This is a genomic window from Flavobacterium sp. C3NV (assembly GCF_046825355.2).
Taxonomy (GTDB): Bacteria; Bacteroidota; Bacteroidia; order Flavobacteriales; family Flavobacteriaceae; genus Flavobacterium.
This window is the reverse complement of record NZ_JBKQBJ020000029.1, coordinates 1-12,835: the sequence shown is the minus strand read 5'-3', so window position 1 is coordinate 12,835 and position 12,835 is coordinate 1. Positions and strand designations below refer to the sequence as shown.

13 protein-coding genes are annotated in these 12,835 nt (G+C 31.7%); 10 read left to right on the top strand and 3 right to left on the bottom strand.

The window, feature by feature from the left end; translation table 11 throughout:
* Nucleotides 1-695 precede the first annotated feature (695 nt).
* Together ACIDC4_RS24490 and lpxA are read left to right on the top strand one after the other, a co-directional pair.
* Entirely contained in the window at nucleotides 696-1,256 is a 561-nt protein-coding gene (locus ACIDC4_RS24490; RefSeq protein WP_412045681.1) for a Crp/Fnr family transcriptional regulator, read from the top strand.
* Nucleotides 1,257-1,325: 69 nt separating this feature from the next.
* On the top strand, nucleotides 1,326-2,099 hold the full coding sequence (lpxA, locus tag ACIDC4_RS24485; protein ID WP_412045680.1) for an acyl-ACP--UDP-N-acetylglucosamine O-acyltransferase: 774 nt from the start codon (nucleotides 1,326-1,328) through the stop codon (nucleotides 2,097-2,099).
* A 48-nt stretch (nucleotides 2,100-2,147) separates the two neighbouring features.
* Here the strand turns inward: lpxA and ACIDC4_RS24480 are convergent, their stop codons facing one another.
* A complete protein-coding gene (locus ACIDC4_RS24480; protein ID WP_412045679.1) occupies nucleotides 2,148-2,741 on the bottom strand; it encodes a molybdopterin-dependent oxidoreductase in 594 nt (197 codons plus the stop codon).
* A gap of 23 nt (nucleotides 2,742-2,764) precedes the next feature.
* Nucleotides 2,765-4,768 (bottom strand): TonB-dependent receptor plug domain-containing protein, encoded by a 2,004-nt coding sequence (locus ACIDC4_RS24475; RefSeq protein ID WP_412045678.1) that lies wholly within the window; start codon nucleotides 4,766-4,768, stop codon nucleotides 2,765-2,767.
* Nucleotides 4,769-5,183: 415 nt separating this feature from the next.
* Here ACIDC4_RS24475 and ACIDC4_RS24470 point away from each other — a divergent pair, with 415 nt between their 5' ends.
* The 6 genes from ACIDC4_RS24470 (at nucleotide 5,184) to ACIDC4_RS24445 (ending at nucleotide 9,046) form a co-directional block, all read left to right on the top strand.
* Nucleotides 5,184-5,990, top strand: a complete 807-nt coding sequence (locus ACIDC4_RS24470; RefSeq protein ID WP_412045677.1) for an SDR family oxidoreductase — start codon at nucleotides 5,184-5,186, stop codon at nucleotides 5,988-5,990.
* A gap of 13 nt (nucleotides 5,991-6,003) precedes the next feature.
* Entirely contained in the window at nucleotides 6,004-6,315 is a 312-nt protein-coding gene (locus ACIDC4_RS24465) for a hypothetical protein (protein ID WP_412045676.1), read from the top strand.
* Nucleotides 6,316-6,351: 36 nt separating this feature from the next.
* Complete coding sequence (locus ACIDC4_RS24460) at nucleotides 6,352-7,266, top strand: helix-turn-helix domain-containing protein (RefSeq protein ID WP_412045675.1); 915 nt, start codon at nucleotides 6,352-6,354, stop codon at nucleotides 7,264-7,266.
* Nucleotides 7,267-7,269: 3 nt separating this feature from the next.
* Nucleotides 7,270-7,593: a nucleoside triphosphate pyrophosphohydrolase family protein gene (locus ACIDC4_RS24455; RefSeq protein WP_412045674.1), complete on the top strand. Its 324-nt coding sequence runs from the start codon at nucleotides 7,270-7,272 to the stop codon at nucleotides 7,591-7,593.
* A gap of 68 nt (nucleotides 7,594-7,661) precedes the next feature.
* Nucleotides 7,662-8,231, top strand: coding sequence for a Crp/Fnr family transcriptional regulator (locus tag ACIDC4_RS24450; protein ID WP_412045673.1), 570 nt, complete (start codon nucleotides 7,662-7,664; stop codon nucleotides 8,229-8,231).
* Between the two features lie 77 nt (nucleotides 8,232-8,308).
* Nucleotides 8,309-9,046, top strand: coding sequence for an SDR family NAD(P)-dependent oxidoreductase (locus tag ACIDC4_RS24445; protein ID WP_412045672.1), 738 nt, complete (start codon nucleotides 8,309-8,311; stop codon nucleotides 9,044-9,046).
* Between the two features lie 61 nt (nucleotides 9,047-9,107).
* Here ACIDC4_RS24445 and ACIDC4_RS24440 read toward each other — a convergent pair whose 3' ends face one another.
* On the bottom strand, nucleotides 9,108-9,977 hold the full coding sequence (locus ACIDC4_RS24440) for a DMT family transporter (RefSeq protein ID WP_412045671.1): 870 nt from the start codon (nucleotides 9,975-9,977) through the stop codon (nucleotides 9,108-9,110).
* Nucleotides 9,978-10,311: 334 nt separating this feature from the next.
* Between ACIDC4_RS24440 and ACIDC4_RS24435 the strand changes: the two genes are divergently transcribed.
* Together ACIDC4_RS24435 and ACIDC4_RS24430 are read left to right on the top strand one after the other, a co-directional pair.
* Complete coding sequence (locus ACIDC4_RS24435; RefSeq protein ID WP_412045670.1) at nucleotides 10,312-11,829, top strand: amidohydrolase family protein; 1,518 nt, start codon at nucleotides 10,312-10,314, stop codon at nucleotides 11,827-11,829.
* A 223-nt stretch (nucleotides 11,830-12,052) separates the two neighbouring features.
* Nucleotides 12,053-12,625: a hypothetical protein gene (locus tag ACIDC4_RS24430; RefSeq protein ID WP_412045669.1), complete on the top strand. Its 573-nt coding sequence runs from the start codon at nucleotides 12,053-12,055 to the stop codon at nucleotides 12,623-12,625.
* Nucleotides 12,626-12,835: the final 210 nt, after the last annotated feature.

The following is a 12,835-nucleotide window of genomic DNA, read 5'->3' as shown; positions in this document are numbered from 1 at the left end:
ACCGCAAGGAACGCAATGATTTTTTGGATTTTTGTAGATTGCTAAGTTCGCAAAGCTGTGCGGTTATGGGATCAGGTGCGAAATTTAGGGATTAGGCAAAAAGATTAGACAATCTCAGTAAAAAGAAATCTTCTTAAAAGTTCTTATTGATATTTTACAGATAGTCAAAGGTTTCAACCTTTGGAAAATGTATCGTGATGGTACGCTGTATCCCAATGGTTGAAACCATTGGCTATGTTTGCAAAAAGTTAGAAATTACATAGGCAAAGTGAATACACGTAATATTTTGGAATTTCGAATTTTGAAAATTGGAATTTCTTCTAAAAAATTATATTTCTCTTTACCTCAAGGCTGCGTTAGGGATGGGAGCGGTATCCTTTGCGACACACTACACTCCTGGCGAAGCCAATGCACAATCTTTCTCGCAAAAGATTTAGCGGACAGCCCGGTCCGCCGCGGCGGAAAACGCCCAAATTATTAATCTTTTAATATGCGCATAAACACTTAATTGTTTGTAGAGATACTTTATTTTATTTTTTAGCTTTTATAATAGTTTTTCGTATTGTAGTAAATAGAAAAATAATGCCTTAAATCTTTTGTTTTGTAATTTTGAGATTGTAAAATCTGTTGTGATTAATTTTAAAATTCATTATTCGATTATATTGGTAAATTTGTTTTAGCAATAGTTTAAAATCATGACGGAATTATTAGATGTAATAAATAGCTTTCAAGAACTGGATTCGGAAACAGAGCAAGCGGTAAGAAAGTATTTTATAAAAGAAAAATTTAAAAAGGGCGAATTTATAATTACTGAGGGCAAAATATGTTCTAAAATTTATTTTATCAAATCGGGTTTGGTTCGTAGATTTTGCCTGGAAGATGGTATAGAAGTTACAAAATGGATTTATACCGATAACCAATTTATTACATCATTGAGTAGTTTTTTTGAACAGAAACCTTCGTTCGAAAATTTTCAGGCTTCTGAAGAGACTATTTTATTTTCTTTGTCCTATGACGATGAACAAATTTTATTAGAATATCCTTTATTTTCTAAGTTTCATATTAAACTGCTACGAGTTTATTTGTCTAAATTAAATGAGTTTCATCATTTCTATACCTCGATGAGTGCTCAGGAAAAGTATTTGTATCTGCTAAACACATTACCGCAGATTATTCTAAAAGCTAAGTTGAAGGATATTGCCTCTTTAATTGGAGTAAGTCCGGAGACTCTTAGCAGGATCAGGGCACAAATTTAATTGACTTTAAGTCAATAAATAGGATTTATATCTTTTGAATATTTGTATTATATACAAAAATAAAAGGAATTGAAGAATAGTGTGATTGGAGAGAAGGCTATAATTGGAAAGAATGTACGCATTGGAAATTTTACGACTATAGAAAATGATGTCGTAATTGCAGATAATACATGGATTGGTAATAATGTGAATATTTTAAATGGTACAAGGATTGGGGAAAATTGTAAAATACATGTGGGAGCTGTTTTAGGTGGAACTCCGCAAGATTTGAAATACAAAGGTGAATATACTTTACTGGAGATTGGAAACAATACAATTATTAGAGAATTTGTGACGATCAACAAAGGAACTGCATCAAAGGGTAAAACTATTATTGGTTCGGATAATTTAATTATGGCAAATACTCATATTGGTCACGATTGTTGTATTGGTGATAATTGTGTTATTGGTTTTAATGTTGGTATGGCAGGAGAAGTAATCGTTGGAGATTGGGCAAACATTAGTGGTTTAACTGCCATCCATCAGTTTTCTATTATTGGAGAACATTCTATGATTAGCGGAATGAGCCGTATTGTAAAAGATGTTCCGCCTTATATTCTGGCATCGCGGGAACCTTTGTCTTATTGTGGTTTAAATGTAGTTGGATTGAAAAGAAGAGGCTTTGAAAATGAAAAGATTAATGAGTTAAAAGATATCTATCGTATTATTTTTCAGGAAAAACGAAATACAACTCATGCTTTAAATCTGATAGAACAAAATTTTAAACAAACTTTAGAACGTGATACCATCATAGCTTTTATTAAACAATCGACCAGAGGAATTATAAAAGGAATATTTGAATAAAAAAGCCTCATTAATAATAAATGAAGCTTTTTACTAGATCTTGTGGAGTTATTTTACTTTATAAACTTCAATTGATTTTAGCCAATAAACATGACGTGGTCCTGTTTTGATATCATTTTTGCATATTAAAATCATTTCGCCGTTTTTGACTGGTTTACCGTTTTCTTCAAAAAGGACATAAGTATTTTCTCCTGTTGGATTATTGAAGATTTCTGCCCATGAGAAAGTGGCTTTATAATCATCAGAAGCTCTTGCTACGATATAGAAATTTCGGTCTTTATGTCCGTTTTGTTTGATCTTTGCTTTTTCTAGAATATCTTTTAGTAAAACACCTTTGGATGTTTTGTCATCTTTTTTTATAGCGCCACTTTGGCAAATTATTTTTAGATTATTAATATCTACCACTTTCATTTTTCGTAAAGAGTCTACGCTTAATTGTAGTGGAAATTCGACTTCGCCTTTTACTTCTATTTGGTGATTTACCAGTTTTAAACTGTCTGCTAGTGATAAAGGAATGTGTTCGTCGCTCTCTTTGACTTTTGCAGTTTTTTCTGTTTCGGCTACATCTTCTTTCTTTGAAGTATTGCACATGGCAAAAGTTAGAGCAATAAAAAGGGCAAGTAAATAAGTTTGTGTTTTCATGTTTGTATGGATTTATAGTATGATTAATTAGAACTAAAAAAGCGTATGGTTACGAAAAAATTACGACCTTCTTCCGGGTAACCTTCTACAAGGCTATAGTTTTTATCGAAGATGTTATTCATTCCGGCATCTAAACTAAAGTTTTTAAGTACTTTGGCAGATCCATAAAGATTTAAGAGGGTAAAATCCGGAACTCTTGCTCCGTAACTAGTGCTAAACCTGGATGAGTTAAATTCTGAATTGACTATTAACTTCAGTAGTTTTAGAGGCTGATATTCTAAAGTTCCCATCACTTTTGTGTTGGGAACATCGGTAAAATGAATTGTCGGATCTGTTATGTTTTTTCTTTCGAGATAAGTGTAATTAAAATTTACAGACAAATTGGTCAATATCTCATAATTGATTTGTGCTTCGATACCTTTATATTCTGCCTCACCAAAATTTTGCATTTGCGATTTTCCGGGAACTACATTACTTACATTTAAAATAGCATCAGTTAATGAACTATAAAATAGTGCGGTTTGAAACGTTAGCTTTTTAAAAGCGCTTAAGGTATAATTGATTTCGTAGTTGGTTGCTTTTTCAGGTTTTAAATCAGGATTTGGTATAGCAGTTCCCATTCGATAAGAATAACGGTCTTTTATCGTAGCAAATCTTGTTTTTTGCGAAACCGTAGCTCCTAATTTATGTTGATTATTCACTTCATAAAATAATCCAATTTGGGCGTTGTATGCATCACTTGCATCTGCTGTAGGATAATCTGATATTACTTTTGTCGTAGCGTTATAATCCTGGGCTTCCTTATTTTTTCGAATATTGTAACTCACGCCGGGAATTAAAGTGAAGTTTTGTGATATTTTATAGATGTCTTCAAGACCAATAAGGACTGTATTGTCTACGAAATGACGAACTGGTTCTCCAAGATTGTTTTCGCGATGTACATCTTCTTTAAAATGAAAAGCAATTTTGAAATCATTTTTAGGAATTAACTTCGTATTATATTCTACATTTCCTCCATAAGTATAATCGTTGTAAATACTTTCAAAAGCATAAGCCTTTGTTTGGGTTGAATAAGTATTATCATCATAGCTATTGAGAGTGTTTTTGAAACGATCAAAATAGATTCTGGTTTTGATACTATTTTCGCTGTCTATCTCTGAGTTTGAAATAAAATAATAACTTTCTTTGTCCCAATTTGGCCATTGCCAGTATCGTGGTTTAGAATATAATGCGTTTAGAATATCGTTTCCTGTATAAACAGGATTTCCTTTTTCGCCTTGCTGATTGATGTATCCTAATGCATATTCACTTTTTTTAGTTGGTGTCCACCCAATTTTGAAACTTATTTTTTGATCTGTACGATATGAATTATCCCGTTGTCCGCCATCTTCATTTTTGGTGGGAACAAAATTTGAAGACATCCTAAATGAATTTCTATCAAAATAAGAATAGCCGCCCTGAACGTAAAATTTTCCCAGATTTGCACCAATATTAATGTTCGCTTTATAGCCATTTGTATTTATCATTCCTACAGATGCATCATATTCCAGCTTCTCTGAGGGTTTTCTAGATATTAAATTAATGGCGCCGCCTAATGAATTTGGGCCATAGAGAACAGATGAAAAACCTTTTGAGACATCAACTGCGGCAAGATCAAAAGTGGTAAAACGCGCCAGATCTACATAACCATCATAAGGAACGTAAACCGGAATCCCATCCATATAAACCGGAACTTGTCTTAGATCGAAACCACGAACAGAAACCATTGATTCATTTCGTGGTCCGGAAGCCGTCAAAGTAACACCCGGAAGCAGATTTAAGGCTTTCGAAACTTCCATTTTGTTTTGAGCTTCCATCGTTTTTGAGGTAATCCGATTAAGTGTGTCTTTATTTTTATGATTGGTTATAATAACTTCTCCGAGTTCAAAGACGTTTGATGTTTTGACAGAATCAACCTGAATTTGATTTTTTTGCTGACTCATTGCAATAAACGGGAATAACAAAAAGACTGTAATTTTTATTTTCATAGTCGAAATTTTTATCAGTATGTTTTAAAATGAATACTGATGGTTGGTACATTGGTTTTGGTTGTTATTTATATTTAATTCAGTATGTTTTCAAATGAATACTGGGTTCCGTGCTTAAGAAAATTATATTGTTTTTAACTAATTGATTATTATAAAGATATGAAAATAATTTGAACAGATTGTACATCTAATTTTCATTAAATCTGAGTTTTAGAAATCATTTTTATTTTCGAACTACGTAATTTACAGTTTACAATTATACGTATTTTTACTTAATGTTTCTTTGTTTTTTTATTTTGATATAAAATACTAATTATATTCTTTTGTCATTTTGGCTAACAGAAAGATCAAAACGACTACATCTCAGATAACACTTCTTCAGACTTTTGCCTTATAATTTTAAAACAATAAAAAAATGCAAAAGACAATTTTTATTACAGGAGCTTCATCTGGTTTAGGAAAATCAACAGCAAAATTATTTCAGAGTAAAGGTTGGCGTGTAATTGCGACAATGCGTAATCCTGAAAATGAAATGGAATTAAATAAACTTAAAGATGTAATCCTTCTTCCTTTGGATGTAAGCAATCAGGATCAGATCATTTCGGTTGTTGAAAAAGTGACTCATTTATATTCTGTAGATATCGTGATGAATAATGCCGGATATGGTTTAATAGGAGTATTGGAATCTTTAAGCGATGAGCAAATTCAACGTCAGATAACAACAAATTTATTAGGTGTTATAAGAGTTTCTAAAGCTTTTACTTCTCACTTTCGTGAAAGAAGGAGCGGTATGTTTATCAATATTACTTCTACTTTTGGATTAATAGGATTTCCAATGTGCTCTGTTTACAGCGCTACAAAATTTGCTATAGACGGTTTTTCTGAAAGTATGGCTTACGAACTGGCTCAGTTTGGAATTCAAGTTAAAGTTATCGCGCCGGGCGGAATGAAAACTGATTTTGCTGTTCGATCTATGGAGACAGGACAACATGATGCTTATGAAAAATTAAGTGTAGAAGTGAGTAAAGGATATAGTCCTGAAAAAATAAGTAATTATACAAAAGTTGAAGATGTTGCTGAAATAGTTTATCAATCGGCTACCGATAATCAAAATAAATTGCGATATGTTGCAGGTAATGATGCGAATCAATTGTATGATGAACGACTAAAATTGGGCAGCGAAACTCAGTTTCAGAATATTAAAACAATGTTTACTTTTTAAATTTTAAATGAAAATGAAAAATCAGGCTATAGAACTAACTACCTTTAAATTAAATAACTGTACTATTCAGCAATTTATCTCGGCCAATAAGGAGGTTGATGAATTTTTAAAGCGACAAAAAGGATTTGTGTCGAGAAGTATTTTTGAATTAAAAAAAGGTATTGTACACGACCTGCTTGTATGGAGAAATGCTGAAGACGGTACAAATGCTATGCACAAATTAATGACCGAACTCAGCGATTCTATTGTGCATGATCTGATTGATCAAAGCACTGTGAGCTGGAATATTGCACCTGTAGAACATTTTGTAAATTTGGGAAAGTAAAACCGTAAAAGTTGAGCAGTAATAAAAACAGCAACAATGAAAAATCAGCCTAAAATATTCAATACAATATCCGAACTGCATGTTGCTATGGGGCAGTCTAAGCCAATGCATCCGCTTATTAGTATTTTGAATTACGGAGAAGCCATTTTTGATCCTAAGGATTTTGAACAGGGAATTATTTTGGATTTTTATAAAATTTCTTTTAAAACTAACTTCAAAGGGAAATTACGATATGGTCAGGGTTTTTATGATTTTGAAGAAGGAGGAATGTCATTCGTTTCACCAGGACAAGTATTGAAAATGCAGGATGAAGAAGCAGATTATAGCGGAATGTCATTGCATATTCATCCGGATTTTATTCGTCCGTATGCTTTAAATGCTACTATTAAAAAATATGGCTTCTTTAATTATTCGGCTTCTGAAGCTTTGTATTTGTCAGAGCAGGAAAAGGAAACCATTTTAGGTGTTTTTGCTTCGATACAGAATGAACTTAATGAACGGATAGATAATTTTAGTCAGGATGTTATTATATCTCAAATAGAGCTCTTACTTAATTATAGTAATCGTTTTTACAATAGGCAGTTTATTACGCGCAAAGCAGTGAATCATGATGTCTTGACTAAATTAGAAACTGAAATAAACGATTATTTTGATCAGGAGAAAACATTGATAAATGGCGTGCTGACCGTACAGTTTTTGGCGGAACAATTGAATCTTTCACAAAGATATCTGAGCGATTTGTTACGCAATCTTTGTGGTCAAAATACACAACAGTTTATTCATGATAAATTAATTGAAAAAGCAAAAGAATATATTGCCAACGGGACTTATTCAGTTGCAGAAATTGGGTATAAATTAGGATTCGAACATCCGCAATCGTTCAATAAATTATTTAAAAAGAAGACCAGCTTAAGTCCTGTCGCATTCAAAGAATCATTCAACAAAAATTAAATTATGTCCTCACTAAATTTCGAACAACTAAAAGAACGTTCTTTAAAAATAAGACAACGTTATCACGAACTAGAACTGAATCATCATGGAAGTGAATGGACTGTAGAAGAAGATGCATTGGCTTTTTTAACAGATGCCGGCTTGGTAGGACGTCATGTAATGTCGCAACAGGGGAGATGGCCAAAAGAAAATACAGAGCAAGAACTTAAACATAAAATAGGAGAATCTATCTGGTGGCTTACCATTTTAGCAGAAAGGATGAATATAAATATCGAAGAAGCTACAGAAGAGTTTTTAAGTAAAACCGAAAATTTGTTTGAAAAATAAAATTTACGATTTTGGTTTTTTTGCCAAATGGCAAATTCCTTACTAATAACTTTGACTAACTTGCCACTATGAAAGAGTTTATAGAATATATATTGCAATTTGGGAATTTAAACTCCCAACAAATTGACTTGGTTTTAAGTAAAGCGACAGCATTAGAATTAAAAAAAGAGGAATATTTTTCTGAAGCCGGAAAAGTTGCACAGCAAGTAGGCTTTGTGTTAAATGGTGTTGTAAGGGTTTGTTATTATAATAATAAGGGAGAAGAAATTACGAAGTATTTTATTGACGAAAATAATCTCGTAGTAGATTTGGAAAGTTTTGAAAATGAAATTCCTTCAACAGCTTATGTGCAGGCAATTACAGATACCACTATGATGGTTTTTTCTAAAAAAGACTGGAAAGAACTTTCTAATACTATCGTGGGATGGGATGCAATAGTGCACAAAGTTATTTCGAGAGCATTGATGCAAAAAGTAGAAAGAAGAAGTCCACAGATTTCAGAAGATGCGACCACACGTTATTTGAAATTTTTAGAAATCTATCCAAATGTTGTCAATCGTGTTCCGTTATCTTATGTTGCCTCTTATTTAGGTGTTACCCAATCCTCATTAAGCAGAATAAGAAAAAATATAAGTTAAATTGCTTTTTGTCAAATGGCAAATGATTTTATTTTTAAAGGAGTGAACTTTGTTTCAATAATTTAAAACAAGAAAAAATGAATTCAGTATTAATTACAGGAGCAAACAGAAGCATTGGTTTAGAACTGGTAAAAGAGTTTTCTAAAAAGGGATTATTCGTTTATTTAGGAACCCGTGATCTTGAAAAAGGACAGGCAGTAGTAAAAGAATTAAACGAAAAGGGATTTGAAAATATCAAACCCATTCAAATTGATGTTACAAATCCGGATACAATTTTGGCAGCCAAAAATATTGTAGAAAGTGAAAAAGGAAAATTAGATATTCTGATAAACAATGCAGGAATCAGCGGAGAATTTCCGCAAAGTGCTTTAGATACATCGATTAAAGACATTCAGAATGTATTTGATACTAATTTTTTTGGTGTTATCAGCGTTACGCAAGTATTTTTAGAATTGCTTAAAAAATCAAAAAGGCCAAGAATAAGTAATATTACATCGGGACTAGGATCCCTAACTTTACATAGTGATCCTACCTGGAAATATTATAATTTTAAAGCAGCAAGTTATGTTACTTCAAAAGCAGCTTTGAACGCCTATACTATTGCACTGGCATATGAGTTGAGAGAATTACCTTTTAAAGTAAATGCAATTGATCCGGGTTATACAGCTACAGATTTTAATCATCATAGCGGTCCGGGTTCAGTAGAAAGTGCTGCGGCTTTTATTATCAAACATACTTTTACAGATGAAAATGCGCCTACAGGACATTTTTTTAGTAATGATATAGAAGATGAATCAGAGGTTAGCCCTTGGTAAAAAAAAATAACTTTTAAATTTTAAAAACCTCCAAAATCAATGACTTTGGAGGTTTCTTTTTTTATTTCTTCCTTCTTAAGGAAATAATCGTTTGAAGAATGACAGAAGTCATGACAAAAAATAATCCAAGATAAAATGATTGGCTCACTTGCTTGCCTTCATTAAAAAATACAAATGCTAAAATTATCGCATAAATGGGTTCTAAATTAAAGGTAAGATTGGTGGTAAAGGCCGGTATTTTTTTTAATGCTTCCGCAAATAAAACATACAGGCCAACGGTACAAAACAATGATAACAATATCAGATAAAAAAAGTCAGTTCCTGTCGGAATTAAACTTTCAACAGGAAAGAAAATCAAATAAAAAGGCATTAAAATGCCTAAACAAATCGTTCCGCCAATCATTTGATAATAATTGATGACTTTACTATCGTAGGTTTTTACCAAACGTTCATTGTAAATCGTATACAGCGCCGCAAATGCCGATGAAATGCTGCCTAATAAAATCCCGGTATGATAAGAACTGTCAAAATGGAAAATAAGACTGATCCCAAATAGTGTGATGGCGCTAAAGATTAATTGAGAAAAAACAAGTTTGTTTTTATTGAGCAAGGGTTCAAAAATCGCCGTAAAAAAGCTGGTCAGGCAATAACAAACTACGCCAATAGAGATATTGGAATACTTTATACTGGCATAAAAAAATGCCCAATGTATGGCTATAAAAAAACCGATTTTAGCAATATTTAATTTTTCCCGAATATTAATTTGAACCAATGTTCTGGTCAATTTGATAAGAAAAAATAAAATAATAGCAGAAAACAAGGTTCTGTATAAAACTAAAAGACCTTCATTAAGGGAGATGAGTTTACCAAAAATACCGGTAAAACCCGAAAGTAGTACAGCTAAGTGTAACTTTAGATAAGATTTTTTCATGAAAAGTGTATGCCCGAAACCGAACAAGATTTAATTAATTTACTAGTTAAATATGAAGCACGTAAAAACAGTTGATGCATTATCAACTTGTAACTTCATCTCATTTTAGAAAGAAATTAAACTCTTGGCGGAGGAAGACAACCTTTTCTATTCATTGTTTTTGTTTTTTCAAATGTATGAAAATTTGTTTAACGGCTTAAATGAGAAAGATTTTTTATTTAACTGATAAATTTCATACCTAAAACGACCTATTTCGTACCTAACCACTTTTACCTTGCTGATTCATAGGGTTTTTTGACTTTGTTTTGTCACTTGAATTTAAATTAGATAATTTATGAAAAAACTATGGTTTAGGAGATTTCTCTATGCAGTTGCTGTATTGTTGGTTGTAATTTTTGGGGTTTTTCTGTGGGCAGATAATGAATTAAATAAAGTATTAGGTAAATCTACTAGGGTTGTAAACATTGCCTCGATAATCAGACCGTCTAAAATGTTTCTAATAAAAAATGTAAACGTACTTTCTGAAGATTGTAGTTATTTTATTAAAAATCAGGACGTAGTTATAAAAGATGGTGTGATAGTTCAAATTGAAAAAAATCAAGAACTGAATTCGATAAATAGCTGCATAGATGGTACAAACCAGTTTCTGATTCCAGGTCTTGTAGACAGTCACGTTCATTTAAAAGAAAGCAAAAATGACTTATTTTTATATCTGATAAATGGAGTTACTTCTGTTCGGGAAATGGCTGGAAACCCTACAATTTTAGAATGGAAAAAATCAATACAAAAAAGGGGGGTAGGCCCAAGAATATTTGTTGCATCTCCGCCAATATTTAGCGAAAACGGATTAATGGGATATTATTACAGTTGGACAAGACAATCTGTAAATTATTCTACTAAAAAGGAAGCTCAAATTGCTATAAAAAAAATAAGCGATCAGGGTTATGATGCTATAAAAATGTATGGTTTTGTTAATCCGGAAATGTTTAAAACCACAGTTGAGATTGCTAAAGAGTATAATATTCCTGTTATTGGTCATATTCCGTTAGTTAATTTGAAAACTTTTTATGTATCAGGTCAAAAAGAGGTTGCTCATATCGAAGAATTAACGATAAAAACTATAGACGAATTTGGGAAATCAATATCCAAAAACCCAAAAGAATACCTGAATTTTTTAAAAATACGTTCGAGTCAGATTGCAAAAAAGTTAAAGCAGAACCATATCAGTGTTACATCGACTATTTGGTTGTGCGAAAGTTTTTCAGACCAAAGATTTGACTTAAAGGCTAAACTTAGAAAAATAGAATTAAAATATGCCAATCCAAAAATTATTGAAGGAACTCCTCTTTATAAATTAGGATGGTTGCCTGGTAAAAATGGATATGAATATGATGGTAAAGAAGATTTTAATGCCAAAAGATTGTCTTCGATTTATTGGAAAACTTATGCAGCAGCGATTCACATTATGACAAAGGCACTCGTAGATAATAAAGTTACGATTATGGCTGGAACAGATGCGAATGTTTCGACTGTTGTTCCAGGTTTTTCTCTTCACAGCGAACTGGAATCATTGTCAAAATCAGGAATGACTAATTCGCAAGTCCTCTATTCAGCAACTGTTGCGCCAGGGAATTGGATGAAAAAAAAGACAGGAATGATAAAAGTAGGATATGGTTCAGATTTAGTATTGCTGAGAAAAAATCCATTAGAAGATATTAAAAATACCAAGACTATCGAATATGTATTTTTTGGTAAATATTCATTTGATAAAAAACAAATCAAAACTATTTTAAAAGGCATAGAAGATGCCAATAATGAAAACAGATCGATAAAAATTGACCAGTACTTATGAAATTTTAAACTTGTATAAAATTAAAATTCATTGCATTAAAATTTGATAAACTTATTATGTATAGTACTGTTTTGTTTGAAGGATGATGGTTTGTGATTAATTTTAGAATAAAATGTTGCTAAAAGAATTCAAACGCACCTTAATTTCTGATGGTGTTTTTGCAGGTTTTATTGAGGCCGTTTACAAGGGCATTTTTTACATGACCTGAAGAAATCTCTATTAGATGACTGAGAAAGACTTTTTTTTAAATAGAAAGACTTTTTATTGCGGCATTATATTTGTCTTGCGTAAAGAAACTAACGAAAAGCAAAAATCAATATTTTTAAATCAAATGGAAAATCAAATTACTATACCAAAACCATGTAATCAAAACTGGAATTCAATGCTGCCAAATAAAGAAGGTAGATTTTGTAATTCTTGTAGTAAAACAGTAATTGATTTTACTAAAATGGAGAATTCTGAAATAAGAAATTATTTGATTGAAAACTCAGGTAAGGAAAGCATTTGTGGACATTTTAAATTTGATCAGGTTAAAGGTGAGAATAATGTCAAATATGATAATTTGAAAAATAGATTTAGTAGAATTAGGATTAAACCAATTAAAAAAATGGCCTTGTTTTCATTAAGTCTTCTTTTTTCTTTAACAAGTTGTATGGGAAAAGCAGCGGTAGAGGGAGAACTAGCAGTAATTGATAATGATACAATTAGTGATAATGAAATCGTCAATAAAGAAAAAGATACATTAAAAGAGAATGATTCTATAAAAAGTGAAATTATTCAAAAGGAGAAGAAATAATAACAGCGTATTTCAGATCACAAAGAGGTCAAAAAGCTAAATCAATACAAAGCTTTGCGAACTTTGCCTTTTATAAAAGCTAAGAGTAAAAAGAAACTTAGCGTTCTTTGGGATCAAGAACAAACCTTGGGGAGGGAATGTCAAAATAAAATAAGAAATTTGCACTTTAAGAATAAAAGATGACCCCTATTGAACTTTTAAAATTTATGC

What these genes read in the sequence shown, in the direction of transcription:
- ACIDC4_RS24435 (WP_412045670.1), top strand. Translation starts at nt 10,312, where the DNA reads ATGAAAAAACTATGGTTTAGGAGATTTCTCTATGCAGTTGCTGTATTG.
- ACIDC4_RS24430 (WP_412045669.1), top strand. Translation starts at nt 12,053, where the DNA reads ATGACTGAGAAAGACTTTTTTTTAAATAGAAAGACTTTTTATTGCGGC.
- ACIDC4_RS24460 (WP_412045675.1), top strand. Translation starts at nt 6,352, where the DNA reads ATGAAAAATCAGCCTAAAATATTCAATACAATATCCGAACTGCATGTT.
- ACIDC4_RS24455 (WP_412045674.1), top strand. Translation starts at nt 7,270, where the DNA reads ATGTCCTCACTAAATTTCGAACAACTAAAAGAACGTTCTTTAAAAATA.
- ACIDC4_RS24440 (WP_412045671.1), bottom strand. Translation starts at nt 9,977, where the DNA reads ATGAAAAAATCTTATCTAAAGTTACACTTAGCTGTACTACTTTCGGGT.
- ACIDC4_RS24450 (WP_412045673.1), top strand. Translation starts at nt 7,662, where the DNA reads ATGAAAGAGTTTATAGAATATATATTGCAATTTGGGAATTTAAACTCC.
- ACIDC4_RS24445 (WP_412045672.1), top strand. Translation starts at nt 8,309, where the DNA reads ATGAATTCAGTATTAATTACAGGAGCAAACAGAAGCATTGGTTTAGAA.
- ACIDC4_RS24470 (WP_412045677.1), top strand. Translation starts at nt 5,184, where the DNA reads ATGCAAAAGACAATTTTTATTACAGGAGCTTCATCTGGTTTAGGAAAA.
- ACIDC4_RS24475 (WP_412045678.1), bottom strand. Translation starts at nt 4,768, where the DNA reads ATGAAAATAAAAATTACAGTCTTTTTGTTATTCCCGTTTATTGCAATG.
- ACIDC4_RS24480 (WP_412045679.1), bottom strand. Translation starts at nt 2,741, where the DNA reads ATGAAAACACAAACTTATTTACTTGCCCTTTTTATTGCTCTAACTTTT.
- ACIDC4_RS24465 (WP_412045676.1), top strand. Translation starts at nt 6,004, where the DNA reads ATGAAAAATCAGGCTATAGAACTAACTACCTTTAAATTAAATAACTGT.
- ACIDC4_RS24490 (WP_412045681.1), top strand. Translation starts at nt 696, where the DNA reads ATGACGGAATTATTAGATGTAATAAATAGCTTTCAAGAACTGGATTCG.